The organism is Herbiconiux sp. SALV-R1 (genome assembly GCF_013113715.1).
Taxonomy (GTDB): domain Bacteria; phylum Actinomycetota; class Actinomycetes; order Actinomycetales; family Microbacteriaceae; genus Herbiconiux.
Map to the genome: position 1 here is coordinate 3,089,323 of NZ_CP053344.1, position 25,601 is coordinate 3,114,923.

Here is a 25,601-nt window from a genome sequence, read left to right on the forward strand (position 1 = left end):
GAACCCCGCCCGCGGCGCTCACGCCGCCGGGGTCTCCTCGCCGGCCGCGACGACGATGATCTCGACACCGGACGCGCGCAGGCGGTCGAGCTCGGCGGGGTCGGCGGAGTCGTCGGTGATGAGCACGTGCACGAGGTCGGCGGGGCACATCTGCGCGAGGGCGGTGCGGCCGATCTTCGAGCCGTCGGCCACCACGATGGTGCGGCGCGCGCTGGCCACCATGGCGTGGTTGGTGCGGGCCTCCGTCTCGTCGTGGGTGGTGATGCCGGCCTCGGCGGAGACGCCGTCGGCGCCCAGGATGGCGGTGCCGATGTTCACCGCCGAGAAGGTGCCTTCGGCGAGCACGCCCACGAGCTCGAGCGACTGGGCGCGCAGGATGCCCCCCGTCATCACCACCTTGAGTCGCGGATGCGGTGCCACCAGCGAGGCGATCGACAGCGAGTTGGTGACCACCGTGAGATCGGAGTGGTGGGCGAGCTCGCGGGCCACGCCCGCCGTCGTCGACCCGCCGCTCAGGGCGACGGCGTGCCGTTCTCGCGGCACGAGGGCAACCGCGGCGCGGGCGATCCTCCGCTTCGCCTCCTGGAACCGGGTGTCGCGCAGGTCGACCGGGAGTTCGAGCACCGAGCTGGTGGCCTTCGCGCCACCGTGCGTTCTCACCAGGAGCCCCTGGTCGGCGAGCACCGTGAGGTCGCGGCGCACGGTGGCGATGGAGCCGCCGACCAGCTCGCGCAGGCCGTGCAGGGAGATCTCGCCCTGCTCCGCGACGGCATCAAGGATCGCTGCGAGACGACGGGAGCGCTTGCGCGACCCGGTCAGTTCGGCGACGGAGGTGGTGCTGGATGCGGTGGCCACGCACCGATCATGACAGGTGAGCGATTGAGCGTCAATTCGCGCATTCTGTTGCCGTGTTCGCGCACTTCTCGGGATGATCGGTGTATGCCCACCATCGTCTTCCTCGGAGCCGGCAGCGTCGTGTTCACCCGACAGCTCGCCACCGACCTCCTCCGCTTCTCCGACCTCCCCCGCCTCACCCTGGTGCTGCACGACATCGACGGCGAGCGCCTCGACGTCGCGCGAGGCACCGTCGAGAACATCTCGGTTCAGCTCGGCACACCGGTCGACGTGCGCGCCACCCTCGATCGGCGCGAGGCGCTCGACGGCGCCGACTTCGTCGTCAATATGATCCAGGTGGGCGGCATCGCGGCCACCCGCGTCGACCTCGAGCTCCCCTTCCGTCGGGGACTCCGGCAGACCATCGGCGACACCACTGGTGTGGGCGGCGTCTTCCGCGCCCTCCGTACCTTCCCGGTGCTCAGCGGCATCGCCGCCGACATGAAGGAGCTCTGCCCCGACGCGCTGTTCCTCAACTACACCAACCCGATGGCGATGAACGTGTGGTGGATGTCGGTGGTCGCCCCCGAGATCCGCACTTACGGTCTCTGCCACAGCGTGTACTGGACGGTGCACGACCTGTGCGAGCTGGTGGGCGTGCCCGTCGAGGGAACGCACTACCGCGCCGCGGGCGTGAACCACCAGGCCTGGCTCACGGAGTGGAGCCGCGACGGCGTCGACCTCTACCCGCGCCTGCGCGAACGCATCGCGAGCGACCCCGAGCTCGACCGGCGGGTGCGTGTCGAGATCCTCAAGCGCATCGGCTACTACCCCACCGAGACGAGCGAGCACTCGGCCGAGTACCTCGACTGGTTCCTGCGCTCGGATGCTCAGATCGAGCGGTTCCGCCTGAAGCCGTTGGAGTACATCGGCATCTCGGAGGAGAACGTGCGCGAGTTCGAGCACGCCCGCAACATCCTCGCCGAAGGCGGCGACCTGCCCCTCCACGACGCCGCCGACGCCGCCGAGTACGCGCCGCAGATCATCCACTCGGTGCTGACAGGCACGGTGCGGGAGATCCACGTCAACGTGCCGAACGCGGGGCTCATCGCCGAGCTGCCGGAGGGCGCAGCGGTCGAGGTGCCGGCGACGGTCGACGCGACCGGCGTGCATCCCGAGCGCTCCGGGCCCCTGCCGGCGGCCGGTGCCGCCCTCAACCGCACGTACCTCTCGGTGGCCGAGCTGACGGTCAATGCAGCGCTCGAGGGCGACCCCGAGCTGGTGCGACGCGCGGTGCTGCTCGACGGCAACGCCAGCTCGTCGCTCACGCCCGACGAGATCTGGGAGCTCTGCGACGAACTCACCGCGGCTCACGCCGCATTCCTCCCCCGCGCACTCGGCGGAACGCTGGCGGAGGCGCGGTGACGCTGGCCGGAGCAGCGGCGCTCATCACGGATGCGGAGGCACGCGGCCGGGCCGTCCCCGCCTTCAACGTGGTGAGCCTCGAACAGGCCGAGGCCGTCGTCGGGGGCGCCGAAGACGCCGGGGTGCCGGTGCTCCTGCAAGTCAGCCAGAACGCCATCGTGTGGCACGGCGGCTTCGCCCCGCTGCTGGCCGCCTGCCGCGAGCTCGCGGTGGCGGCGTCTCTCCCGATCGGCCTGCACGTCGACCACGTCGAGGATGCGGAGCTCGCGCGCTCGGTGATCGAGCGCGCCGCCGAACTCGGTGTCGGGTCGATCATGTTCGACGCGGCACGGCTCGACGACGACGCGAACACGGAGCTCACCGCGCGGGTGGCCGAACTCGGTCACGACCACGGCCTCTGGGTCGAGGGGGAGCTCGGCGAGGTGGGCGGCAAGAACGGCGCCCACGCTCCCGGCGTGCGCACCGCCCCGGGTGACGCCGGCCGCTACGTGGCGGCGACCGGGGTCGACGGGCTCGCCGTCGCCGTCGGGTCGGAGCACGCCATGACCGACCGCTCGGCCAAGCTCGACCTCGACCTCATCGTCCGGCTGCGCCGGGCCGTCGACGTGCCCCTGGTGCTGCACGGCAGCTCGGGTGTCCCCGACGAGGCACTCCGCGCATCCGTCGCCGCGGGCATCAGGAAGGTCAACGTCGGCACCGCCCTGGGGGTCGAGGGCACGGCACGGCTCCGCGCCGAGCTCGCCGCGCGGCCCGACGCCGTCGACCCGCGGGGCTACACCGGCCCGGTGCGCGATTCGACCCGGCGCCTCGTCGCCCACCTCGCCGACGTCGTCGGCTGACCGACCTCGACGCGGCCGGCGGCCGGGGCGAGGTGCCGAAGCGAGGCGCCGCCGGCCGGAGCGAGGCGCCGCGCAACCTCACAGACCCAGCAGGCGGCGCGCGTTGTCGCGGTACACGCCCCGCAGGAGCGCCGGGTCGAGGTCGGCCGCCGACACGGCCCACCGCCCCTGCGGCGGAACCGCCTCCTCCGGCGCGTACGAGAACCCCTCGTCGGCGCTCTCGAGGAAGCGGTAGTGCAGCGCGTACTGCTCCGCGGTGGCCGGGTAGATGTCGGTGCCGAAGAGCACCCGGTCGGGATGCTCGGCGACGAGTCGCGCGAACCGACGCGGCTGCCGCCCGAGCTCGGCCAGCCGGCCTGCGATGTCGACGTGGTAGTTCGGCGCCGACCGGAGCAGCGCATCCACCCGGTCGAGGTCTTCCGCGGCGCACCCGACATGGGCACCGATGAACGACGTGCCGGGGCAGGCCATGACGAGCCGGGCGTGCGCCGCGAGCAGCGTGTCGAAGTCGGGGTGACGGCTGCGGTCGCCGAACCACCACTCCGGCATCGCCCCCAGCTCATCGAGCCGCTCGTTGCGCTCGTCGAGCGGCTCGAAGAAGGCGATCGGGTCGGCGGTGTGGATGAGCACGGGGATGCCGTGCTCGCCGGCCCGCCGCAGCACGGCGACGACCCGGGGGTCGTCGGGCGCGACGAGCCGCCCCTCGGCATCCACCACCTCGAGGCCCAGGTTCTTCCACACCTTCACCCCGCGGGCTCCCCGCCGCACGCTGTCGTCGAGCTGGCGCAGCAGGGCCGCGCCGCCGTCGGGCCGGCGCAGCAGCTCCCAGTCGAGCTGGCAGAAGGTGGCGAAGCGACCGGGGTGCGCCAGGTCGTAGCGGGCGAGGTTCTCGTCGAGCTCCTCACCCCAGCGACCGTCGAGGTTGACGACCAGCTCCACGTCGCAGGCATCCATCACGGCCAGCAGCGACCCGACGTCGTCGATCATCCACTCCCCCTCCGACAGCCAGCGGCCGAGGTGGTTGTGCACGTCGATGCAGGGCACCGCGGGCCGGGGCACCTCGGTGCGGGCGGCGCGGAGCTGGGAGACGGGTGCCCAGCGCCGCAGCGGGAGGTCGGGGGTGACGGGAGTCGAGGAGGTCATGTCGTCAGCCTCACCGCCGAGCTCGACCGAGAGCAAGCAGGTACGCATTTGAAATGAGCGATTCGGTCAATTCATTTCACGTTCGCTCACGAGCGGGCATCATGGCCTGAAGCTCACCGCACTCCCACTGCAACGAACGCATCTGGAGGTCTCCGTGCACCGCATCATCCGATCCACCGCCCTGCTCGCCGCCGCAGCGACTATTCTCGCCACAGCCGGCTGCGCCGCCGGCGGCGGAGCCACCGAACTCGACCCCGAGGCGCCCGTCACCCTCACCTGGTGGACGGGCCAGGCCGACGAGGCCGAGACCATCCTGGAGGGTCTCGCCGCCGAGTTCGAAGAGCTCCACCCCAACGTCACCATCGACGTGTCATCGGGCGCGTCGTCGACCGAGGAACTGCTGCAGAAGCTGTCGGCCGGCTTCGCGGGCAACAACTACCCGAACATCTCCTACTCCTTCGGCTCCTGGGCCAGCGAACTCGAGTCGTCGGGGCGCACCCTCGACATCACCGAGCAAGTCGACGACCCCGAGGTCGCGTGGGACGAGTTCCCCGAGGCGGCCCGCAAGACGGTGCAGCCCACCGGCGAGAAGACCATCGGCTTCCCCGCCGTCGTCGACAACCTCTCCCTGCTCTACAACACCACGGTCTTCGACGCCGCCGGCGTGGAGTACCCGACCGACGACTGGACGTGGGACGACTTCCGCGACGCCGCGGCGAAGCTCACCGACCCGGCGACCGAGACCTTCGGCTACGCCTACTCCGTCTCGGGCTCCGAGGAGACCACCTGGCAGTTCTGGCCGCACCTGTGGCAGAACGGCGGCGAGATCCTCGACGACGAGGGCCGCGCGGCGTTCAACAGCAGTGCGGGCGCCGACGCCCTCGAGTTCCTCCGGCAGATGGCTCAAGACGACAAGAGCATCTACCTCGACCAGACCGACACCCGCTTCGGCCAGCTCTTCGCCGGAGACCGCATCGGCATGATCACCTCGGGCCCCTGGCAGCTCAACGACCTGAAGATCGCGGGCACCTCCTACGGCGTCGCCCAGCTCCCCGGCACCGACGGCGACCACCAGACCGTGCAGGGCGCCGACCTCTGGGCCCTGTTCGACACCCGCGACGCGAACGAGAACCACTGGGCGTACGAGTTCACCGAGTGGCTCACCTCGGCCGAGCAGGACGAGAAGTGGAACGTCGCCTACGGCAACCTGCCCCTCCGCACCAGCGAGACCGACTCGGCCGCTTTCGAGGAGCAGGTGAAGGCACTCCCCGGCTACGACGTGATGGCCGAGAACGCCTCCAACGCGGTCAACCCGCGCCCCACCGTGCCCGGTTACGTCGGCCTTTCCGAAGCGATCGGCGCCGCCATCTCCCAGGTGCTGCAAGGCCAGTCTCAGCCACAGGATGCGCTCGACGAGGCCGCCCGGAAAGCCGACGAAGCGCTCTCCGACTGACCACAGCATCCTTCCCACCACCCCACCACGACCACCCCCTCTCCTGGAGACACCATGAACCTCACCATGCTCGAGATCGACAGCCAGCCCGAGGTCTGGCGCACGGCTCTCGACCTCACCGCCGAGGCGCGCCGCATCCTCGCCCGACCGGGCGAGCGGATGCTCGTGATCGGCTGCGGCACGTCGGCCTTCGTCGCCGAATCGTTCGCCGCCCTCCGCGAGGAGGCGGGCCTCGGCGAGACCGACGCCGCCTACGCGTCCGAGCCCCGGGTCTGGCGCCCCTACGACAGCGTGGTCGCGATCACGCGCTCCGGCACCACCACCGAGGTGGCCGACGCGCTGCGCCGGGTTCCCGCGGGCGTCACGACGATCGTCGTCACCGGCGTCGCCGACTCCCCCTGCGCCGAGCTCGCCGACGAGGTGCTGCTGCTCGACTTCGCCGACGAGCGCTCGGTGGTGCAGACCCGCTTCCCCACCACCTTCCTTATCCTCGCCCGCGCGGCGCTCGGCGAAGACGTGTCGCAGCTCCCCGCCGCCCTCGAGGCGTCACTCGCCGTCGAGGACTCCGTGGAAGAGCCCGTGTACGACCACATCGTCTACCTCGGCAGCGGCTGGACCTACGGTCTCGCGCAGGAGGCAGCCCTCAAGGTGCGGGAGGCGGCTCAGGCCTGGGCTGAGTCGTACCCCCTGCTCGACTACCGGCACGGCCCGCTCGCCGTCGCGCATCCGGGCTCACTGGTCTGGTTCCTCGGCACCACCGACGACGACCTCGCCCGCGACATCGAGACGACGGGAGCCACCGTGAGGCAGCGCGAGGGGGAAGACCCGCTCGTCGCCCTGGTGAGGGCTCAGCGATACGCTGTTCGGGCCGCGACGGCGCGGGGCCTCGACCCCGACAACCCCCGCCACCTGACGCGTTCGATCGTCCTGTCCTGAGACCAGCCAGGGAGTCAACGATGACGATGACACAGACCCGCCCGCCCGAAGACACCGCGCAGCGGCCCCCTGATATCCCCGGGCCGCGCAAGAAGCGGGGGCGACTCGGCGACCACCTCACCGGTTGGGGCTTCGTCGCCCCGGCGATGGTGATCGTGCTCGGGCTGTCGCTGTTCCCGGCCATCTGGGCCCTGGTGCTCTCGTTCCAGGACTGGAACGGCTTCGCCACGCCCGAGTTCGTCGGCGGCGACAACTACAGCCGGCTGATGAGCGACTCCGAGTTCTGGGACGCCGTCACCCACACCGCCCTCTACGTCGCCCTCTTCGTGCCGGCGTCGGTGCTGGCGGGTCTGTTCCTCGCCGTCGCCCTCAACCGCAAGATCCGTTTCATCGGGCTGTACCGCACGGCCATCTTCGTGCCGTTCGTCGCCTCGGCAGCCGCCACCGGCATCCTGGCCTCCTACCTGTTCAGCCCGCAGTACGGGCTGGCGAACAACGTGCTGCGCCAGGTGGGTGCCCCGGCCCAGGGGTGGCTCGAAGACCCGTCGCAGGCGATGGTGGTGGTCGCGATCATGTCGCTCTGGGGCCAGGCCGCCTTCACCACCGTCATCTACCTCGCCGCTCTGCAGGACATCCCGCCCGACCTCCTCGAGGCGGCCCGCATCGACGGCGCGTCGCGCTGGCAGACGTTCTGGCAGATCGTCTGGCCCGAGCTCGGCCCGATCACGGTCTTCGTCACCATCTGGCAGACCATCGGCGCCCTGCAGCTGTTCGATCTCGTCTACACCACCACCCGGGGTGGCCCGCTCGACGCGACCAAGACGATCGTCTACTTCCTCTGGGAGAAGGCCTTCCGCAGCCTGGAGTTCGGCTACGGCTCCGCCGCCGCCTATGTGCTGTTCGCGGTCACCGTCATCATCACCGCAGCGATGGTCGTCTACACCAGGCGGCGCAACACGGAGGCCTTCTGATGACCACCGCATCCCCGTCGCCGGCCACCGCATCCACGTCGCCGGCCACCGCGTCCTCGTCCGACGCCCTCACCGCATCCGCACCCCGCCCGGTCGCCCGCCGACGCCGCCCGCGCATCAGCGGCTGGCACTTCGTGCTGGCGCCGCTGGCGTTGCTGTTCGTCATCCCGTTCGCCCAGATGGTGCTCGCCTCCCTCTCCCCCGCCGGCGAGCTGGTGAAGTTCCCGCCGCCCTTCATCCCCTCCCGGCTCACCCTCGACGGCTTCGTGCAGCTGTTCGCCACGACGGATGTGCTGCGCTGGCTCCTCAACAGCACCGTCGTCTCGGCCATCGCCATCGTCGGCCACGTCATCCTGTGCTCGCTCGCCGGGTACGGGTTCGCGCGGCTGAGGTTCAAGGGCCGCAACATGGGCTTCTTCCTCATCGTGGCGACCATCATGATCCCGACCCAGCTGCTCATGATCCCCACCTACGTGCTGTTCTCCCAGATCGGCATCATCGACACCCTCGCCGCGGCGTTCGTGCCGTGGCTCGCCTCGGCGTTCGGCATCTTCCTCATGCGGCAGTTCTTCCTCACCCTCCCCACCGAACTCGAGGAGGCGGCATCCCTCGACGGCGCCAACCGGCTGCAGATCTTCCTGCGGGTGGTGCTGCCGCTGGCGCGACCGGCCATCGCGACCCTCGCGATCTTCACCCTGCTGAGCTCGTGGAACGACCTGATCTGGCCGCTCATCGCGATCAACGACGACAGCATCTTCACCGTGCAGCTCGGCATCGCGAACTTTCAGGGCGCCCGGCGCACCGACTGGTCGCTGCTCATGGCGGGCAACGTCATCGCGACCCTGCCGCTCGTGCTCTTCTTTCTCTTCGCCCAGAAGCAGTTCGTGGCCACGATGACCATGTCGGGCCTGAAAGGATGACCGTGAAGGTACTCGTCGCCGGAGATGCGAATCTCGACCTCATTCTGCGCGGGGACACCGTGCCGCGGTTCGGTCAGGCCGAGCAGCTGCTCTCGGGGGCCGACCTCGTGCTCGGGTCGAGCGCCGGCATCGCGGCGGCAGGCCTCGCCCGCCTCGGCGTGCCCACGGCACTGGTCGCCCGGGTGGGAGACGACGTGTTCGGGGCGCGCACCAGCGAGCTGCTCGCGGCTGCCGGGGTCGACGTGTCGGAGGTGCGCGCGGTCGACGAGCCGACGGGCCTGTCGGTCATCCTCTCCGCCACCGACGACCGCGCCATCCTCACCCTCACCGGCGCACTCGCCACCCTGACCGGTGACGATGTGCTCGCGGCGGCCGACGGGGCCACCCACGTGCACGTCGCATCCTTTTTCCTGCTGCCGGCGCTGGCCGCCGACCTCCCTCGCGTGCTCGCGACCCTGCGGTCGCGCGGGGTCACGACGAGTCTCGACACCAACTGGGACCCGGCGGAGCACTGGAGTGGTGTGGAGGAGTGCCTGCCGCACGTCGACGTGCTGCTCCCCAACGCCACCGAGGCGGTCGCGCTCGCGCAGAGCTTCGGCGAGGCGCCCGCCGACACCGAGCACGCGGCACGCCTGCTGGCGCGGCGCGGCCCGATCGTGGTCGTGAAAGACGGTGCCCGCGGCGGCCTCGCCGTGTCGGGCGACGAGGTGGTGCGCGCACCCGGGCTCACGCTCGACGTCGTCGACACCACCGGCGCGGGCGACAGCTTCGACGCGGGGTTCCTCGCGTCGTGGCTGAGCGGAGCACCTCTGCCCGTCGCCGTGCGGTGGGGCGCGGTGGCGGGCTCGCTCTCGACGCGAGCCCCCGGCGGCACCGGCGGCCAGCCCACGGCCGACCAGGTGGAGCAGGCGGCACGGTGATCACCTGTCTCGGGCTCGCGCCCGCCCTCGACATCACCTACGGTGTCTCCTCTGCTCAGCTGGGCGGGCTGCACCGGCCGGAGTGGCAGCTGTCGCTCCCCGGCGGAAAGGCGCTCAACGTCGCGAGGGCGCTCTCGGCTCTCGGTGCCGCATCCCACTCCCTCGTGCCCGTCGGAGGCCCCACGGGCACCGACCTGCTGAACCGGCTCGCCGCCGAGGGCACCGGCATCGGGTTCGAGGCGATCGACACCGGCGTCGACACCCGGCGCTGCATCACCATCGTCGACGAGAGCACCGGCGAGCTGACCGAGATCTACGAGCACGCCCCGCCCCTCCCGGATGCCGCGTGGGGCGAGCTCGTGGAACGGCTCAGGGCCGTCCCCGACGGGTGGCTCGCGGTGTCGGGCTCGGTGCCGTCGCACCGGGTCGACTCACTCGCCGCCGAGCTGGCGCTGCTCAGCGATCGCGGGGTCAGCGTTGCCCTCGACGTCACGAGGGAAGTGCTCGAGGCGGTGCTCCCCCTCTGCGGCGCCGACCTGGTGAAGGTCAACCGCCTGGAGGCGACGGATGCTGTGGGCGACGCCCCGGTGCCGGAACTCGCCGAGCGCCTCCGCGAGCGCGGAGCACGAACCGCGGTCGTCACCGACGGGGCCGACGGGAGCGTCGGTGCCGACCAGCACGGGCACTGGCGTGTGCGGCCCTCCCGCGGCGGCATCTACACCGTGGGTGCGGGCGACTCGTTCCTCGCCGGCCTCCTCCTCCGCCTCACCGAGGGCGCACCCCTCGATCGCGCCCTCCGCACCGCGGCGGCTATCGCTGCCGCCAACACCGAGACGCCGGGCGCCGCCGTCTTCGACACCACGCGCATCCCGCCCCTCGAGGAGTCGGTCTCGGTCTCGCGAGCTACGGGATGGTGATGGGGAAGGGGTAGCTGCGCGTCTGCGCACCGGGTGCGCTGATGGTGGCGGTGACGGTTCCCGTGGTGCCCGGAGGGGCAGCGAGAACGATCATGCACGGGCCCACCGGGGAACCCGCCGCGATCTCGTCGTTGGAGACGAAGACGTCGCCCGACCGGGTCCACGACGACCCGAGCCAGCCCGCGATCGCGAAGGCGCCGTGGTCGAGGCTGACCGTGAGTCGCGCGGGCGCGTTCGTGGTGTTGATCGCGTTCCACGTCCAGTCGACCGAGTCGGGGTACTCCTGGTAGAGCGCCGTCTGATACACGGAGCCGGCCGGAAGCGGCGAGACCGACGCGGAGGCTGATGGTGCGGCCACCGCCACGGCGACGACGGGCACCGACCACGCGCCGGCGCTGAGCAGGTTCCTGCGAGTGATGTCGGCCATGACGACGACAATAGCTGGTCAGGAGCTGCGCATGCCCTCCGCGATCGAACGGGCAAGACGCACGGACGCCGCCTCGAGATGCTGGTCGTCGCCACCGGTGAGCACGCCCTCGGTGAGCCCGTCGATCCCGGCCAGCACGACGAGCGACCACTCCCTGTGCTCCGTCGCACCGAGTTCTGGGCGCCACCTCGCCAACACGGCTGCGACCTGGTCGATGGCGCGCAGCCTGTCGGCGTGGATGAGAGGGAAGAGTGACTTGTCCGTGCGAGCGAGCACGGTGAGCTCCGCCGACACTCGAAACTGATCAGGATGCTGACGCACGCGCCGTAACTGTGTCGTGGTGGCCGAGGTGATCGCCCGGGTGGTCGCACCGGAGATGCCTCGCTCACCCATCACCTGAATGGCGGCGTCGAGCAACTGTTGCCTCCTCTCGAGAAGGCTCCGCCGCCCATTGCTGCCCGAGAGCCCGGCACGAGTCGCGGGCACTGGACTTGAGAAGAGGATGGGAATGAAAAGGTGGATCATCCTGGCGGGCGCGATCGTCGCGGAAGTAGCCGCAGCAATCGCGATGGGGGCCGCTGCCGACAATCTCTGGTGGGCAGCGGTGACGGTCGTAGGTTACGTAACGGCGTTCGTCGCGTTGGCGGCAGTTCTGCGCGCCGGAATGCCCATCGGCGCGCTGTACGGCAGATGGTCGGCGGTGGGAGTCGCGGCGACTGCCGTGCTGGGCACGGTTCTGTTCAGTGAACCGTTCACGATCGCGATCGGCATCGGCATCGGCATCGGCATCGGCATCGGCATCGGCATCGGCGTCACCATCGCCGGAGCCGAGGTGGTCGCGGCCCTCTCCCTGCGCGCCTCGGACGGCCTACGGAAGAAGGCCTGGGCAGCTCCGATCCTCATGCCGGTAGGGGCGCCTACGGAGTCTGGGCATAGCCCTGATCGCTATCGGTGTCCTCGTGATCCAGTTCGGCGCCACCGCCCACTGATCGTCGCAGAGACCGCGACACCCGCCTCGGGGCAGCAGTAAGCGGGGCACGCGGACCGCAGGGGTGTGTGCGAAGCGACATCCTTGCCCGCCAGGCTCGGGAGATCTCTCCATGGTGATCAGGCTGGCCATTCGAGAGTGTGGACGAGGGCATGTCGAGCTGACGGCCAGAAAAAGGAGTGGTCATGACGTTCAGGGGTCGCGAGCTGCGTTCCACGATGACTGACGACGGGAGGCTCTCGCTCACGCTCGAGGAGGTCGAGATCGCCGCGCCCGGTGACGACGACCTGGTGCTGCGCGTCGAGGCTGCGCCGATCAATCCGAGCGACCTCGGACTGCTCGTCGGCCCGGCCGACCCTTCCTCGGTCGCAGTCGTGCCCGACAGCGGGCCGGGGCTGCAGCTCACAGTCCCACAATCCCGGCTGCACGCGATGAGCGCCCGGATGGGCAGATCACTTCCCACGGGAACCGAGGGAGCCGGCACCGTCGTCGCCACGGGCCGGAACGCGGCAGACCTCCTCGGACGCCGCGTCGCGACCGGTGCCGGCGGAATGTACGCGGACTACAGGAAGGTGAGCGTCGACTCGGTCACCCCCTTGCCCGACGGCGCGACCGCGGCGCAGGGGGCATCGATGTCGGTGAATCCGATGGCGGCGCTGGGGCTGGTCGAGACCGCGCGGCGCGAGGGCCATCGCGCCATCATCCACACGGTGGCGGCGTCGAGTCTCGGCCTGATGCTGCAGCGGATCTGCCGGGCAGACGGGATCCCCCTCGTCAACATCGTCCGCCGGCCGGAGCAGGCCGAGCAGCTGCGCGCGTCGGGTGCCGAGCACGTCGTGCTGAGCTCCGCCGACGACTTCTTCGAGCAACTGGTCGACGCCGCAGAGAAGACCGGAGCCACGATCGCCTTCGACCCGGTCGGCGGGGGATCCTTGGGCGGCGACACCCTCGCGGCGATGGAGCAGGCCGCTCTGCGCCGGGCGACGGGGTTCAGCCGATACGGCTCGGGAGTGTTCAAGCAGCTCTACGTCTACGGCACCCTCGACCTTCAGCCCACCGTGCTGCACCGTCGCCCGAACGACTACGCATGGAGCGTGGGCGGCTGGCACCTCTACGCCTTCCTCGCCACGGTCGGAGCCGACGCCGAAAGACGGATGCGGGAGCGTGTCGTCGCCGAGCTGACCACGACGTTCGCGACCACCTACACGCGCACGGTCGGGCTCGCGGAAGCACTGCGACCCGAGGTGTTCGCCGCCTTCGAGCGGCGGGCGACAGGCGAGAAGTTCCTGATCGATCCCACCCGAGACTGACGAAGCAGTGCCTCGACCACGAGAGACCGTGGTCGAGGCACTGCTCGGGGGCGTCGGCTGGCTGTCAGTCGAGCGAGGCGACCCAGTCGATCACCACTCCGGAGAAGGTCTCCGGGTCGAACTGGTGCATCATGTGCATCGCCGTCGGGTGGTCCTGATAATCGAAGCGCTGTCCGGCGGAGGTGACGAGCTGACCGACGCGCCGCGCCTGGGCATCGGTCAGGGCGCCGGGCCCGAGGATGCCCGTCTCCTCGTTCAGGGCACGCATGTGGTGGGTCAGCAGCACCGGCGTCTTCACCTGAGTCAGCATGAGATCGTGCGGGCAGGTGAGCGACGCGGTGCCCGAGTAGAAGGCACGCGCCCATTCCGGGTCGTACTCCTTGATGTTCTGGGGCGCCTGGCTCGGATCGGGGAAGAGCATGCTCGCGGTGATGCCCGAGGGAGACGCGTCGATGGAGCGCACCAGGCCGTCCCAGTCCCCCACCGACCACTGGTCACCGAGGAACTTGTTCCAGGTCTGGAACATCACGCCCACCTCGTGTTGGCGCACGCCCGGCCCGAACGCGGGGGTGAGCTCCGAGGTGAACAGGGGCGCATCCTCGAGGATGACGCCGCGCACCTGGCCGGGCTTGGCGTAAGCGGAGAGCCACGCCGCAGTGACGCCTCCTGAGGAGCACCCGGAGACGACCGCCGGGCGCCCGACGACGAGGTCGAGGAACTTGACGATGTCGTTCCCGAAGTTGTCGATCGAGTAGCGGTTCGGCGTCCAGGTGCTTCGGCCCTGCCCTCGGAGATCGACAGCGAACACGTGGAAGTGCTCGGCTAGCGCCGCCATAGAGGGCTCGTAGCTCCACCACGAGCCGGTCTGCTCCGGGACGAGCACGAGTGCAGGTCGGTCGGGCGACCCTGCCTCGGCGTAGTTCATGGTGATCTCGCCGAGGTCGACCTGTGTCTCCGGAAAGTCGTGCGGAACGAAGATGTCCCTGTCGGCTGGATTGTCTGTCATCAGTGTTCTCCCTGTATCCCCGTCATTGCGGATCGTCTGTTCACCTGATCGGTCGCGCATGCTCCCTGATGAAGGCGGCTGCCTCCATCAGCTTCCGCTCGGCAGTCGGTATCCGTCCGGCGGAGGTCATGATCCCGTGCGAGTAGCCGCCGAGATGGTCGTAGTGCACCGTCGTGCCCGCTCGAGCCAACGCGGCCGCGTAGGCCGCGCCCTCATCAGCGAGCGGATCGTTGTCGACCGTCAGCACGTAGGCGGGCGCCATCCCTTCGGGCAGCTCTGCCCGAAGCGGGCTGAGATCCCCGGCTTCGCGATCGACCTCGGCCGGGACGTAGAGCCCCGCGAACCAGCGCATGGTGTCGGCGACGAACGGGAATCCGGCAGTGATGCGTTCATAGGAGCTGCCCTCTCCCGCGAGGTCGGTGACCGGATGTATGAGCACCTGGGCGCTGATCGGCACTCGCTGGGGGTCGCGCGCCGATTCGATCGCGAGCACGGCGGCGAGCTGCCCACCGGCGCTGTCGCCCGCCAGCACGATCGAGTCGACGGCGAGCCCGTGGCCCGCGTCGGGGTCGCCGAGCCACCGAAGAGCATCGCGGCAATCCTCGATGGCCGCCGGATACGGATGCTCGGGAGCGAGACGGTAGTCGACCGCCACCGCCGGCAGTCCCGTCGCGGTCGACAGTCGCCGGACCAGACGGTCGTGGCTCGACAAGCTGCCCATCACCCACCCTCCCCCGTGCAGGAAGAGGATGACCGGAGCGGGCACGTCCCCGGCATCTCGCGGGTCGTAGACCCGCACCTCGAAGTCGCCGACCGCGTAGTCGTCGACGCGGTGCACCTTTTCGGGCGCGAGGCCGTTCGCGGCACAGCTCGTCTCGTACCTGTCACGGACCTGATCGACCGTGTACTCGTGATACGGCCGTCCGCCGTCGTCGCGGAAGGCCTCCAGGAGCGGTGCGGCATCCGGGGCAACCATCCGGCCGCTGAAAGCGTCGGGCTTCGTCACGATCCGGCTCCGAAGTCCGCGAGCTCGAGCTTCCGCGTCTGCACGCGATACTCCTCGACCGTCCCTGACCAGTTGTTGATGACCCGTCCCTCGTCGTTCTTGTACCAAGATGAACACTCCGACGAGAACGCCGAGCGCTCGAGCTCGCCCTGGATGCGGGTGCTGAACTCCCGGAGAACCTGTGCGTCCACTTCCAGCACGTGCTCTGCCGACCGACTCAGGTGACGCACGCACTGAGCGATGTAGCGGTGCTGTGCCTCGAGCATCGATACGACGGAGTTGTGGTTGAGATTCGTGTTCGGGCCGTAGACCAAGAACATGTTCGGGAACCCGTCGACAGTGATGCCGAGGTAGGCCTCAGGCGCAGTGCCCCATCGATCGTCCAGCGTGCGCCCGGCTCTGCCGACCACGCGCATCCCGGCCTGGAATGCCTGACTCTTGAACCCCGTGGCGTAGACGATGACGTCGAACTCGCGTTCGACGCCGTCGACCGTCCGTACGCCCGTCGGGGTGATCGCGTCGATACTCGCCGTGACGACGTCGACGTTCGTCCGGTTCAGAGCAGGGTAGAAGTCGTCGCTACGAAGTATCCGTTTGCATCCGTAGTCGTAGTCCGGTGTGAGCTTGGAGCGCAGCTCGGGGTCGGTGACCTGTGCCTCGAGGTGGGCGCGGGCGAGCGCCGCACCCTCGTGCGAGGCCTCTGTTCCTCGTCTGATGCGCACGAAGCCGTCCTCACGCAGATCGTGGATCTCGTGCCGAAGTCGCATGTACGTCTGCGGCTTCGCGATGAACTCCCGGGTCTCATCCGCACTGAAGACCCGCTGCTCGCGCGGAAGAATGTAGTTCGCGGAACGCTGGAACACGGTGAGCTGCGACGCGAGGGGAGCCACCTCCGGCACGTACTGGACGGCCGTTGCTGCGGCGCCGATCGAGGCCACCCGCTGACCCCTGAGGTCGAGGTCGTGGCGCCACGACGCGGAGTGGAAGCTCTCTCCGGCGAAGTCGCCGGCCCCGGGGATGTCGGGGATAAACGGCGTGCTCAACTGCCCCCAGGCCGGGACGAAAGCGCGCGCCAGGTAGCTGCGGCCGGCGCTCGTGCGGATACGCCAGAGCCGCTCATCCTCGCTCCAGACGGCCTCCGTGACATCACTGCCCAGGTGGATGCGCTCCATCAGCCCGAACTCGTCGGCCAATCTGCGCAGGTACCCGAGCAGCTCCGCCTGCCCGGCGAACATCCGTGACACGCCGAGGTTCAGCAGGTAGCTGTAGCAGTAGATGACCGACTGGGTGTCGCAGGCCGCACCCGGATAGGTGTTGTCACGCCAGACCCCGCCCAGATCGTGTGCGCGCTCGAGGATGACGAAGTCGTCGATGCCATCCTGCACGAACTGGGCGCCCTGGCCGAGGCCACCGAAGCCGGCCCCGACGATGACGGCGGTGTAGATGTGCTCGGTGCTCATGCCAGGTGGCCCTTCGGGAAGGTGATGACCTGGCGCAGCGCCAGGCCGTCGGCGAGGGTGTCCATCGCCTCATTGATGTCCTCGAGCCCGATCCGTGAGGAGATCAGACCGTCGGCGTGGAGGGTGCCCGCTCGCCACATCGCCTCGTAGATGGGGATGTCGACGCGGGGTACGGCCGACCCGAGGTAGCTGCCCACGATGGACCGCGCCTCGGCCGTGAGCGCGAGCGGATCCAGATGCGACTCTCCACCCGGCGCCGGCAGGCCCACGGTGACGGTGACACCACCGGTCGCGGTGAGAATGATGGCCGTCTCGAGAGCACGCGGGTGACCGGCGGCTTCGATGACGGCGTCGGCCTTGACTCCCGCGGCCACAGCATCCGTCGGGGTGTAGACCTCAGTCGCTCCGAGGCCTACCGCCATGTCGAGCTTCATCGGCTGGGTGTCGATGCCGATGATGCGGCGCACGCCCCGGGCTGCGGCGGTGACGAGTGCCGCCATGCCCACTCCGCCCAGCCCGACGACGGCGATCGACGTGTCGGGTTCGGGCTTGACGACGTTGATGACCGCTCCCCCGCCCGTGAGCAGCGCGCACCCGAACACGGCGGCGATCTCGGGGGGTACGTCAGCGCCCACCTTCACCACAGAGCGTGTGGACACCACCGCGTGGGTGGCGAAGCCCGAGACGCCTAGGTGATGGTGAACCGGATGCCCCTTGCGACTGAGCCTGCGATGGCCACCCAGAAGCTCGCCGATGGCATTCGAACGAGACCCCTCCTCGCAGGGTATCCGCCCCTCGGTGCGGCACCCGGCACAGCGCCCGCATCGAGGGAGAAAGGTCATGACGACGCGATCGCCCACGATGAGCTCGTCGACGCCCTCACCCAGCTCCTCCACGATCCCGGCCGCCTCGTGACCGAGGAGCATGGGCAGGGGGCGCGGTCGATTGCCGTCGACCACGGAGAGGTCGGAATGACAGACCCCGGCAGCCTCGATGCGCACACGGATCTCATCCCGCCCCGGAGCATCGAGGTCGAACTCCACGATCTTCAGGGGACGGGAGCCAGCGTACGGTCGCGCTGCGCGAACCTCTCCGAGGATCGCGCCTCTGATGACAGTGGTCACGGCTCCGCCACCTCTCCACGGGCGGCGCCGGCCCGAACGTCGGCGCGTCGACCCGCGGAGTACCGGAACTCCGTCGCCTCGAGATCGACGGCGGGGATCTCGACGAGATCGGTCATGATGTCGTTGGAGACGTACCAGGGAGCCCTGCCGAGGTTCTTGGGCATGAGCGGCAGGCCGCGCAACCAGTACCCCGGACTCCACACCGCGGTGTCGATCCACTCCCGAAGCTCCGCCGCGCTCTCCTCCTCGGCCGGTGCGACGTCGACGCGCTCGTACCGCTGCTCGCGCATGTGGTTGAGCAGTCGCACGACGAACTGCGACACCAGATCGGCTCGAAGAGTCCACGGGGCGTTGTAGTGGCTCATGGTCCAGACCATGTTGGGAACGCCCGTGAACAGCATGCCGAGGTACGTGATGGACTCGTGGAACCGGAGGTCCTCACCGTCGATCACGAACCGGACGTCACCGAGCACGTTCATGTCGAAGCCGGTGGCCGTGACGACGACGTCGGCTTCCACCAGCCGGCCCGAGACGGTGAGGATGCCCTCGGGGACGAAGCGTTCGATCGCCTCCGTCACCACGCCGACGCGTCCCTCGTTCATCTGGGCGAAGAAGTCGCCATCGGGGACGATCACTGGTCGCTGAGTCATCGGTGCGTAGCGAGGGGTGAAGTGCTCTCGGGTCGTCTCCTCACCGACCAGGTCGCGGACTCCACGCAGAAGAGCCTCGCGCGCTTCGTCCGGATGGGCGACAGCCCACTGACGCTGCGCGTAGAAGGCCGCCAGGCCTTCACGTCGGCAGATCTCGTGGATCCACTCCGCGGGGATGTCGAGTGCGCGCAGCTTCTCCGCGGTCGCACTGACGTTGGGGATCGGGATGAAGTAGGTGGGCGAGCGCTGCAGCATCGTGACGTGCGCGCCCTCGCGGGCGAGTGCGGGGACGATCGTGGCGGCGGTGGCACCGCTGCCGACCACGACGAACTCGCGGTCGGCGATCGCGAGTTCGGGCGGCCAGTGCTGCGGATGCACGATCTCGCCGCGGAAGTCGTCCATGCCCTCCCAGATCGGCTGATTGGGGGTGGAGTGGCGGTAGTACCCCTGGCACATCCACAGGAAGGTGCAGGTGAAGACCACGATCTCGCCCGTCGCGATGAGACGGGTCCTGACGGCCCACACGGTGTCGGCGCTCGACCATTCGGCGCTGATGACCTCGTGGCCCAACCGCAGGGCTTCTCGGAAGCCGGCTTCGTCGACCGCCTCGTTCAAGTAGGCGAGGATCTCGTCGCGACGGGCGATCGGCGCGCCGGTCCACGGCTTGAACCCGAACCCGTACTGGAAGAGGTCGCTGTCGGATCGCGCCCCCGGGTAGCGGTGAGTCCACCAGGTTCCGCCGACCCCGCTGTTGCTGTCGAGGACGATGAAATCCCGGTCCGTGTCGGCTGCGAGATGGTGTGCCGCTCCGATCCCGGAGATCCCCGCCCCCACGACGATCACGTCGACGTGAAGCGTCTCACTGCTGCTCGTCATCGGGCTTCACCCCATCGGATGTTCGTGGTCTGCTTGCGGAAGAAATGGTCGAGACCGTGCGGTCCGTCGTCGCCTCCGACACCGCTGAGTTTGAAGCCCGTGTGGTAGCCGTTGAACTCCTCCGGGCCGACGCGGTTCACGAAGACCTCGCCGAACTCGAGCTCGTCTGCTGCGCGACGCGCTGAGCCGAGGTCTCGTGTGTAGACGTAGGCGGACAATCCGTACTCCGACGCATTGGCGCGGCGCATCACCTCGTCCCAGCTCTCGAACGACGCGATCGGGGTGACGGGCCCGAAGAGCTCCTCGGCCATCACCGGCCAGGTGTCGTCGTCGCCCGAGATCACGGTCGGTTCAAGCCAATAGCCGCTCGTGAAACCGGGACCCTCCGGCCGACGCCCGCCGGTGAGGATGGTCGCGCCGGCGTCGAGGGATCGGTCGATGATGGACTGGATCTTGTCCAGCTCGCCCGCGCTGATGCGCGGCCCGATCTGCGTGCTGGGGTCGGTGGGCGATCCCACCCGCAGGGCCCGTGCTGCGGCGACGTACTGTTCGGCGAAGGCGTCCTTGATCGATGCGTGCACGTAGACCCGCTCGGTGGATGTGCAGACCTGCCCGCCGTTGCGGTGGCGGGAGACGATGGCGTCAGCCACCGCCTGGTCGAGATCGGCGTCGGCCAGCACGATGAACGGGGCGTTGCCGCCGAGCTCGAGGGTGACGGGCTTGACGAGGTCGGCGGCGGCTCGGTAGATCGACCGTCCTGCCTCGGTGCTGCCGGTCATGGTGATGAAGGCCGTCCGCGGATCGCGGACGAGAGCGTCGCCGATTACGGCACCTGCGCCTGTCACGACGTTGACGAGGCCCTCGGGAAGGAGCCCTGACCGGGCGACGAGCGACGCGATCGCCAGGGCGGAGAGAGGCGTCTTCTCGTCGGCTTTGAGCACGATCGCGTTGCCGGCGGCCAGAGCCGGGGCGAGCTTGCGCGTGGTGAGGCTCGACGGGTAGTTCCACGGGATGATGGCGCCGACGACACCGTGCGGGCGTCGGCGCAGCCAGACCTCGTCGTCCTTCCGGGCCGTGTATCGGATCTCGTCGGTGAGCGTCTCGAGGAGGCTCGCGGCGGAGGTGAGGAACCCGGCGGTCCCGAAAGTCTCCCCTCGCGCCTCGGTCACGGGTTTGCCCACCTCGCGGACGAGGAGGTCGACGAGGGTGTCGCGCTCGGCGATCACGTGCTGAGCCAACTCACGCAGCGCGGCGGCGCGGGCGGCCGGCGGTCGATCAGCCCACTCGCGCTGAGCGGCGGCGGCCGCGTCGAGTGCTTCGTCGAGATCCGCGAGGCCGGCGTCGTTCACTTCGGCGAACGCGTCGGCGGTGGCGGGATCGATCACCGCCCGGGCGGGTCCTGTGCCCGGTCTGAGTGCGCCGCCGATGAGGAGGTCGGTAGGAACGGTCGTCATTGTCTGTCCTTCTGCGTTCGAGTACCCGATCGAGATCGGCACCGGTGCAAGTATTCCGATCAGGCACGCCTACGGGCATGGAGCGATTCGCATGCTTTGCCCGGATTGTGTAGGGGATCGTCCATGTTGATTTCGCCCGACATCGTGTCTCACGCGTGCGGCTCGCCGCAGATCAGCGTCGGCGGAGCAGGTCGACCAGGGCGATGACACAGGCGATCGCGACGAGGGTGATCGACACCATCGCCCCGTCTCGGAAGGCGAAGGCGCCGTCGCCGTCGCCGTCGCGACCCAGCGTCGCGTAGTAAGCCGCTCCTGCTCCGGCGATGCCGATGGCCGTCCCCACTCGTTGACCCACCTGCGTCATCGAGCCCGCCACCCCGGCTGAGGAGACCGGCACATCGGACAGCGTGAGCGTCTGGTTGGCTGAGATCACGAGCCCCCCGCCGGCACCGGCGAGCGCGAGCGCTGCCGCCATCCATGCCAGAGCCCACTCGTGCGGCGCGGCGAGAACCGCAAAGACCGTGAGGGTGAAGCCCGCGCCGGCGGTCAGGAGTCCCACGACGACGAGGACTCGTCCCGATTCCGCGACGAACCGCCCACCCCACACGGAGGCGGCCGCCGAGGCCATCGCGAAGGTGATGCCCACCGTGCCCGACAGGACGGGCGGGTAGCCGGCTCCCTGCTGCAGATAGAGGATGGAGAGCAGGAACACGGCAGGCATGGCCCCGAACCACGCTGTCGCCACGAGCAGGCCGTTGCGAAACGACGTGACGCGGAACAGCGCGAGCCTGATCGCGGGCGTCTTGCCCCGGCGCTCGTAGGCACGCTCCCAGACCACGAACGCGCAGAGGCTGACGGCGGCGCCTCCCAGCCAGATCCAGCGCTCCGGCGAATCGCCGAACCCGCCGGTGGTCAGCACGAACGGCGCCATGACGCCCACGATCGTGGTGCCGAGCAGCAGCACGCCGATCGGGTCCAGGTCGCGCGGGTCGGCTGGCCGCGACCGGGTGGAGGGGAGCAGCCACGCGGCGAACGCAAGTGCGACCGCACCGAGCGGCACGTTCATCCAGAACATCCACCGCCAGCCCTCGTCCGAGCCCGCTACGAGAATGAGCAGGCCGCCGAGGGTGGGGCCGATCGCGGTGGCGACGGAGACCGTCGCTCCGAACAGTCCGAACGCCCGCCCACGCCGTGTCGGCGGGAACAGCTGCTGGATGAGTCCGAGCACCTGCGGCATGAGCATCCCCGCAGCCATTCCCTGCATCGCCCGGGCCGCCACGAGCGTCACCACATCGGGCGCGAGGGCGCAGAGTGCGCTCGCGCCGGTGAAGGTGCCCAGCCCGATGAGGAACATCGCCTTCCGCGAGTACAGGTCACCGAGCCTGCCCGCGGGAACGAGCGTCAAACCGAACGCCAGTGCGTACCCGGCCACGATGAGCTGGAGCGCGGACGGGTCGGCGCCGAGCGATCGTTCCATCGACGGCAGGCCGACGTTGACCTTCGACAGGTCGAGGATCGTGAGCGCGGCCACCCCGAGGCAGACGATGAACGCCCGCCAGACGGCACTGTCACCGTGAGGGTTCGCTGAGGCCGTCACAGCGTGTCGTCGGCGTTCAGCCGCCCGGGACGATCACCGCACGGCCACGGAGCGTGCCGGCGTGCAGACGCTCGTATGCTCGGGCAGCATCATCGAGCGAGAAACGCTCGACCTCGACCTCGATCTGACCCCGCCTGGCGAGCTCGAAGACCTCGATCAGCTCTGAACGGGACCCCCAGTACGGCGAACGAACCGAAGCATCGTGCGGCGTGCCGATGAAGGAGACGCTGGCGCGGCCACCTCCGATGCCCACGATGGCCACCTCCCCCTCCATGGCGACGACTGCCATGGCGATGTCGACCGTCGCCTGCACCCCGACGAAGTCGAACACCGCGTCAGCTCCGCGGCCGGCGGTCAGAGCTCGCACGGCGGCCACCGCACCCTCGTCACTGACCACGGTGTCGTTGGCGCCCATCTCGCGCGCGAGGGCGAGCTTGGCCTCCGTCAGGTCCAGCGCGATGATGCGAGCCCCGGAGATCGCACGCAGGATCTGAATGCCCACGTGCCCGAGCCCGCCGACTCCCAGGACGACCGCGGTCGAACCGGCGCCGAGTCTCGGCAGGGACGACTTGATGGCGTGGTACGGCGTGAGCCCGGCATCGGTCAGCGAGACGCACGTCACGGGGTCGAGGCCGTCGAGGGGAACGAGGTGACGGGCGTCGTCGACCAGCAGGTACTCCGCCATCGCGCCGGGTGCGCCGAGTCCTGGCGGACGGATGCCGAGCGCCTCCGCATCCTGGCAGTAGTTCTCCTTGCCCTGGGCGCAGGAGTGGCAGCGGCCACAGCCCCAGGGGCCGTAGACGGCGACCGCATCGCCGACGGCGACACCCGTCACGCCTTCGCCGACCTCGTGGACGACACCAGCGCCCTCGTGGCCCAAGGTCAGGGGCAGCCCGAGCCGGTACAGCTCTGCGGGCAGACCCATGATGACCTCGTCGGAATGGCAGGCGCCGGCCGCGGTGATCTTCAGCAGAACCTGCCCTGGCCCCGGGGTGGGCCGAGGAATCTCGACGACCTCGGGGGGTGCGCCGATGGCGGTGTACTGAAGTGCTTTCATGGAGAACTCGCTTTCTGCACGCACAGCGATGCAGCTCGTGGACACGAACAGTATTTCGTGGCGGGAGTCGGAGTGTCATATGGTGTGCACCACACCACCGGGCTTCGCGATGGTGAATCCTCCATACGTGAAGCCCACTCGACGAGGACGCGAGCGACACTATGACGATCGAGGTCGAACCCTCCTACCCCAGCGACATGGGCCGCGACGACGATCGTCGGTGGCGGCGGATGGCCCATTCCGTCGCCCGACTCGCGGTCGAACTCGCTCGACCCCGAGAGCGGGAGCAGCTCCTCGAGCGCATCGCGGAACAGGCCCGCGATCTCCTCGGCGCCGACCTGGCCTACATCAGCCTGAACGACGACGAGCGCGGCGAGACCTACATCCACACGACGGTGGGGGTGATGAGCGAGGAGTACCGCAGCATCCGCATGCCGCTCGGAGCAGGTGTGCTCGGCAAGGTGGCAGGCTCCAACAAACCGGCGCAGACCGCCAGCTACTTCGGCGATCCCGATCTGGTCCGTTCCCCCTCGATCGATCAGGCCGTCCGCACCGAGGGCGTCCACGCCATCCTGGGGGCGCCCATGCGCATCGACGGCACGGTCATCGGCGCGCTCATGGTCGCGGACCGGTACAGCCGCGTCTACGACTTCGTCGAGGTCTCGACCCTCGACACGCTCGCCTCGCTCGGAACCGTGGTACTCGAGACGAATCAGTTGATCTCGGATCTGCACGACACCGTGGGCCGCCTCCGCGTCGCTCAGGAGCAGAACCAGGAGTACATCCTCGAGCTCGAGCGCCTCGAGCACGCCGACGCGACCCTGCTCGCCGACCTCCTCCGCGACACCGACGGCGAATCGCTCGAGACGCTGCTGGCCGGTGAGCTGGACTGCGCGGTCGCCGTTAGGGTCGACCGCTTCGACGACGACTGGGGGAAGCTCGGTGCGAAGGCCTCGACCCTCGACGCGCTCAGACGAGAATCCGACCGCTCCGCCGATGTCGCCGTGGACCACGCGACCGGTGCGTCGGTCCTGAGTGTGCACCTGGGCGACCGGACGATCGGCGCGATCGCCGCCGAGCGCCCTCTGTCGCGCGTCGGCGTGCAGATCCTGCAGCGCGCGGCCACCAACCTGACAGTACGCGTGCTGTTCGAGGAGGCGGTCGAGAACGCCCACCGTCGCGAGACAGACGATCTGGTGCGTGCCCTCCTCGCGGGCCGCGCGACCGCACGCGACCTGACACGACTCGCCGAGTCCACGCGCCTCAACCTCACCGGTGCCGCGAGATGCCGGATCATCACGATCGACTGCGCCGAACGCAGGGTCACCGCCGACCTCCTGAACCGACAGCTGAGCGACTTCGGCTTCGCCATCGTGTACGACGATCACGTCTGCGCCCTCCTCGTCGAACGACCCGGGCTGGAAGCCGCGGTCGACCTCGCCCTCCGCCGGATGCAGAGTTCCACCCTCGACTTCACGGCGGGCTGGGAGCGGGCCGACCACGACGGGATCGCGGTGGCACACCGTCGTGCGCTGGCGGTCGCCCGCTCCCTGAGGCGACTCGGCCGCAGCGGCGAGTGCTCGACGCCGTCGCGACTCGGCAGCGTCGGGCTCCTACTCGGTCAGGGCCATGGCCACGTCGAAGAGATCGTCAGAGACACCTTGGGCCCGGTCATCGACTACGACGCGACCCACGCCTCTCACCTGCTACGGACCGCCTTGACGTACTTCGAGGCCGACCGAAACGTCACCCGCGCCGCGAAGGAGCTCATCGTCCACGAGAACACCGTGAGGCAGCGGCTCGAGAAGATCCGGGACCTGCTGGGCAACGAGGCGATGACCGGCAGCTACGCGCTCGATACTCATCTCGCCCTCCGGGCGTGGAGTCTCGGCACCGACCTCCCCCGGTTCTCTCCGGGAACCGCGTGATGATCTGAACGCGCGGTTCACGGCGCAACGAGAAAGGCCCCGAGACGGCGAGATCTCGGGGCCTTGTAGCGGGAGCGGGACTTGAACCCGCGACCCCACGATTATGAGCCGTGTGCTCTAACCAACTGAGCTATCCCGCCAGAGCTTCGGCCGGCGCCGCGAGGCGGCCGAGCCGGAAGCCGGAGCCCCCTGTGGGAATCGGACCCACTACCTCTTCCTTACCAAGGAAGTGCTCTACCAATGAGCTAAGGGGGCGTGTCGAACCGCGAGCGGTTTTTGGCACCAGTAGAGAATAGCATCACTCGGGGGCCGGTTTTGCCGCATCCGGCAGCGATATCGGCTGCCATTAGAGTTCTCCCC

General features: G+C 69.3%; 23 protein-coding genes and 2 tRNA genes. 11 read left to right on the top strand and 14 right to left on the bottom strand.

What is annotated here, in order from left to right:
• Window positions 1–18 precede the first annotated feature (18 nt).
• Entirely contained in the window at window positions 19–855 is an 837-nt protein-coding gene (locus tag HL652_RS14800) for a DeoR/GlpR family DNA-binding transcription regulator (RefSeq protein ID WP_253743321.1), read from the bottom strand.
• Window positions 856–939: 84 nt separating this feature from the next.
• On the opposite strand from HL652_RS14800, the gene melA reads away from it, so the two are divergent.
• Both melA and HL652_RS14810 read left to right on the top strand, forming a co-directional pair.
• Window positions 940–2,259, top strand: coding sequence for an alpha-galactosidase (melA, locus tag HL652_RS14805; RefSeq protein WP_171706023.1), 1,320 nt, complete (start codon window positions 940–942; stop codon window positions 2,257–2,259).
• Window positions 2,256–3,098, top strand: a complete 843-nt coding sequence (locus HL652_RS14810; protein WP_171706024.1) for a class II fructose-bisphosphate aldolase — start codon at window positions 2,256–2,258, stop codon at window positions 3,096–3,098. Before melA ends, HL652_RS14810 begins: the two co-directional genes overlap by 4 nt.
• Window positions 3,099–3,176: 78 nt before the next feature.
• Here HL652_RS14810 and HL652_RS14815 read toward each other — a convergent pair whose 3' ends face one another.
• Entirely contained in the window at window positions 3,177–4,241 is a 1,065-nt protein-coding gene (locus HL652_RS14815) for an amidohydrolase family protein (protein WP_171706025.1), read from the bottom strand.
• 154 nt (window positions 4,242–4,395) lie between these two features.
• On the opposite strand from HL652_RS14815, the gene HL652_RS14820 reads away from it, so the two are divergent.
• Genes HL652_RS14820 through HL652_RS14845 form a run of 6 tightly spaced genes read left to right on the top strand, consistent with a single transcriptional unit; the run spans window position 4,396 to window position 10,358 of the window.
• Window positions 4,396–5,694, top strand: coding sequence for an ABC transporter substrate-binding protein (locus HL652_RS14820; protein WP_171706026.1), 1,299 nt, complete (start codon window positions 4,396–4,398; stop codon window positions 5,692–5,694).
• 54 nt (window positions 5,695–5,748) lie between these two features.
• Window positions 5,749–6,630 (top strand): SIS domain-containing protein, encoded by an 882-nt coding sequence (locus tag HL652_RS14825; RefSeq protein ID WP_171706027.1) that lies wholly within the window; start codon window positions 5,749–5,751, stop codon window positions 6,628–6,630.
• Window positions 6,631–6,650: 20 nt separating this feature from the next.
• Window positions 6,651–7,601 (top strand): carbohydrate ABC transporter permease, encoded by a 951-nt coding sequence (locus HL652_RS14830; RefSeq protein ID WP_171706028.1) that lies wholly within the window; start codon window positions 6,651–6,653, stop codon window positions 7,599–7,601.
• The gene (locus tag HL652_RS14835; protein ID WP_171706029.1) at window positions 7,601–8,521 is read left to right on the top strand and encodes a carbohydrate ABC transporter permease; all 921 of its coding nucleotides are present in this window, start codon (window positions 7,601–7,603) and stop codon (window positions 8,519–8,521) included. Before HL652_RS14830 ends, HL652_RS14835 begins: the two co-directional genes overlap by 1 nt.
• 2 nt (window positions 8,522–8,523) lie before the next feature.
• Window positions 8,524–9,441 (top strand): carbohydrate kinase family protein, encoded by a 918-nt coding sequence (locus tag HL652_RS14840; RefSeq protein WP_371743512.1) that lies wholly within the window; start codon window positions 8,524–8,526, stop codon window positions 9,439–9,441.
• Window positions 9,438–10,358 (top strand): 1-phosphofructokinase family hexose kinase, encoded by a 921-nt coding sequence (locus HL652_RS14845; protein ID WP_171706031.1) that lies wholly within the window; start codon window positions 9,438–9,440, stop codon window positions 10,356–10,358. Before HL652_RS14840 ends, HL652_RS14845 begins: the two co-directional genes overlap by 4 nt.
• On the opposite strand, the gene HL652_RS14850 is transcribed toward HL652_RS14845, so the two are convergent.
• The gene (locus HL652_RS14850) at window positions 10,345–10,785 is read right to left on the bottom strand and encodes a hypothetical protein (RefSeq protein WP_171706032.1); all 441 of its coding nucleotides are present in this window, start codon (window positions 10,783–10,785) and stop codon (window positions 10,345–10,347) included. The genes HL652_RS14845 and HL652_RS14850 overlap by 14 nt on opposite strands.
• Window positions 10,786–10,803: 18 nt before the next feature.
• Window positions 10,804–11,061 (bottom strand): hypothetical protein, encoded by a 258-nt coding sequence (locus HL652_RS14855; RefSeq protein WP_171706033.1) that lies wholly within the window; start codon window positions 11,059–11,061, stop codon window positions 10,804–10,806.
• Window positions 11,062–11,293: 232 nt separating this feature from the next.
• On the opposite strand from HL652_RS14855, the gene HL652_RS14860 reads away from it, so the two are divergent.
• Together HL652_RS14860 and HL652_RS14865 are read left to right on the top strand one after the other, a co-directional pair.
• Window positions 11,294–11,815: a DMT family transporter gene (locus tag HL652_RS14860; RefSeq protein WP_171706034.1), complete on the top strand. Its 522-nt coding sequence runs from the start codon at window positions 11,294–11,296 to the stop codon at window positions 11,813–11,815.
• 143 nt (window positions 11,816–11,958) lie between these two features.
• A complete protein-coding gene (locus HL652_RS14865) occupies window positions 11,959–13,083 on the top strand; it encodes an MDR/zinc-dependent alcohol dehydrogenase-like family protein (protein ID WP_171706035.1) in 1,125 nt (374 codons plus the stop codon).
• A gap of 64 nt (window positions 13,084–13,147) precedes the next feature.
• On the opposite strand, the gene HL652_RS14870 is transcribed toward HL652_RS14865, so the two are convergent.
• The 8 genes from HL652_RS14870 to HL652_RS14905 form a co-directional block, all read right to left on the bottom strand.
• Window positions 13,148–14,089, bottom strand: coding sequence for an alpha/beta hydrolase (locus tag HL652_RS14870; RefSeq protein WP_171706036.1), 942 nt, complete (start codon window positions 14,087–14,089; stop codon window positions 13,148–13,150).
• A 40-nt stretch (window positions 14,090–14,129) separates the two neighbouring features.
• Window positions 14,130–15,095: an alpha/beta hydrolase gene (locus tag HL652_RS14875; RefSeq protein WP_216603904.1), complete on the bottom strand. Its 966-nt coding sequence runs from the start codon at window positions 15,093–15,095 to the stop codon at window positions 14,130–14,132.
• Window positions 15,092–16,555, bottom strand: a complete 1,464-nt coding sequence (locus tag HL652_RS14880) for a flavin-containing monooxygenase (protein WP_171706037.1) — start codon at window positions 16,553–16,555, stop codon at window positions 15,092–15,094. The genes HL652_RS14875 and HL652_RS14880 overlap by 4 nt, the downstream gene beginning before the upstream one ends.
• Window positions 16,552–17,607 (bottom strand): alcohol dehydrogenase catalytic domain-containing protein, encoded by a 1,056-nt coding sequence (locus HL652_RS14885; protein ID WP_371743648.1) that lies wholly within the window; start codon window positions 17,605–17,607, stop codon window positions 16,552–16,554. Before HL652_RS14885 ends, HL652_RS14880 begins: the two co-directional genes overlap by 4 nt.
• Window positions 17,608–17,675: 68 nt before the next feature.
• Window positions 17,676–19,205 carry a flavin-containing monooxygenase gene (locus tag HL652_RS14890; RefSeq protein WP_171706039.1) on the bottom strand — a complete coding sequence of 510 codons (1,530 nt, stop codon included), beginning with the start codon at window positions 19,203–19,205 and terminating at the stop codon, window positions 17,676–17,678.
• Window positions 19,202–20,659 (bottom strand): aldehyde dehydrogenase family protein, encoded by a 1,458-nt coding sequence (locus HL652_RS14895; protein ID WP_171706040.1) that lies wholly within the window; start codon window positions 20,657–20,659, stop codon window positions 19,202–19,204. Before HL652_RS14895 ends, HL652_RS14890 begins: the two co-directional genes overlap by 4 nt.
• Before the next feature lie 172 nt (window positions 20,660–20,831).
• Window positions 20,832–22,256: an MFS transporter gene (locus HL652_RS14900; protein ID WP_253743322.1), complete on the bottom strand. Its 1,425-nt coding sequence runs from the start codon at window positions 22,254–22,256 to the stop codon at window positions 20,832–20,834.
• A 16-nt stretch (window positions 22,257–22,272) separates the two neighbouring features.
• Window positions 22,273–23,313 (bottom strand): NAD(P)-dependent alcohol dehydrogenase, encoded by a 1,041-nt coding sequence (locus HL652_RS14905; protein WP_171706041.1) that lies wholly within the window; start codon window positions 23,311–23,313, stop codon window positions 22,273–22,275.
• A gap of 161 nt (window positions 23,314–23,474) precedes the next feature.
• On the opposite strand from HL652_RS14905, the gene HL652_RS14910 reads away from it, so the two are divergent.
• Window positions 23,475–25,241 carry a helix-turn-helix domain-containing protein gene (locus HL652_RS14910; RefSeq protein WP_171706042.1) on the top strand — a complete coding sequence of 589 codons (1,767 nt, stop codon included), beginning with the start codon at window positions 23,475–23,477 and terminating at the stop codon, window positions 25,239–25,241.
• 66 nt (window positions 25,242–25,307) lie between these two features.
• Here HL652_RS14910 and HL652_RS14915 read toward each other — a convergent pair.
• Window positions 25,308–25,381 (bottom strand) — tRNA-Met (locus tag HL652_RS14915).
• 43 nt (window positions 25,382–25,424) lie between these two features.
• Window positions 25,425–25,496, bottom strand: a tRNA-Thr gene (locus HL652_RS14920).
• Between the last annotated feature and the right edge of the window lie 105 nt (window positions 25,497–25,601).

Coding starts and splice junctions, on each gene's coding strand:
- HL652_RS14850 (WP_171706032.1), bottom strand. CDS start 10,785: ATGGCCGACATCACTCGCAGGAACCTGCTCAGCGCCGGCGCGTGGTCG.
- melA (WP_171706023.1), top strand. CDS start 940: ATGCCCACCATCGTCTTCCTCGGAGCCGGCAGCGTCGTGTTCACCCGA.
- HL652_RS14830 (WP_171706028.1), top strand. CDS start 6,651: ATGACGATGACACAGACCCGCCCGCCCGAAGACACCGCGCAGCGGCCC.
- HL652_RS14815 (WP_171706025.1), bottom strand. CDS start 4,241: ATGACCTCCTCGACTCCCGTCACCCCCGACCTCCCGCTGCGGCGCTGG.
- HL652_RS14905 (WP_171706041.1), bottom strand. CDS start 23,313: ATGAAAGCACTTCAGTACACCGCCATCGGCGCACCCCCCGAGGTCGTC.
- HL652_RS14835 (WP_171706029.1), top strand. CDS start 7,601: ATGACCACCGCATCCCCGTCGCCGGCCACCGCATCCACGTCGCCGGCC.
- HL652_RS14895 (WP_171706040.1), bottom strand. CDS start 20,659: ATGACGACCGTTCCTACCGACCTCCTCATCGGCGGCGCACTCAGACCG.
- HL652_RS14860 (WP_171706034.1), top strand. CDS start 11,294: ATGAAAAGGTGGATCATCCTGGCGGGCGCGATCGTCGCGGAAGTAGCC.
- HL652_RS14880 (WP_171706037.1), bottom strand. CDS start 16,555: ATGAGCACCGAGCACATCTACACCGCCGTCATCGTCGGGGCCGGCTTC.
- HL652_RS14890 (WP_171706039.1), bottom strand. CDS start 19,205: ATGACGAGCAGCAGTGAGACGCTTCACGTCGACGTGATCGTCGTGGGG.
- HL652_RS14870 (WP_171706036.1), bottom strand. CDS start 14,089: ATGACAGACAATCCAGCCGACAGGGACATCTTCGTTCCGCACGACTTT.
- HL652_RS14910 (WP_171706042.1), top strand. CDS start 23,475: ATGACGATCGAGGTCGAACCCTCCTACCCCAGCGACATGGGCCGCGAC.
- HL652_RS14825 (WP_171706027.1), top strand. CDS start 5,749: ATGAACCTCACCATGCTCGAGATCGACAGCCAGCCCGAGGTCTGGCGC.
- HL652_RS14865 (WP_171706035.1), top strand. CDS start 11,959: ATGACGTTCAGGGGTCGCGAGCTGCGTTCCACGATGACTGACGACGGG.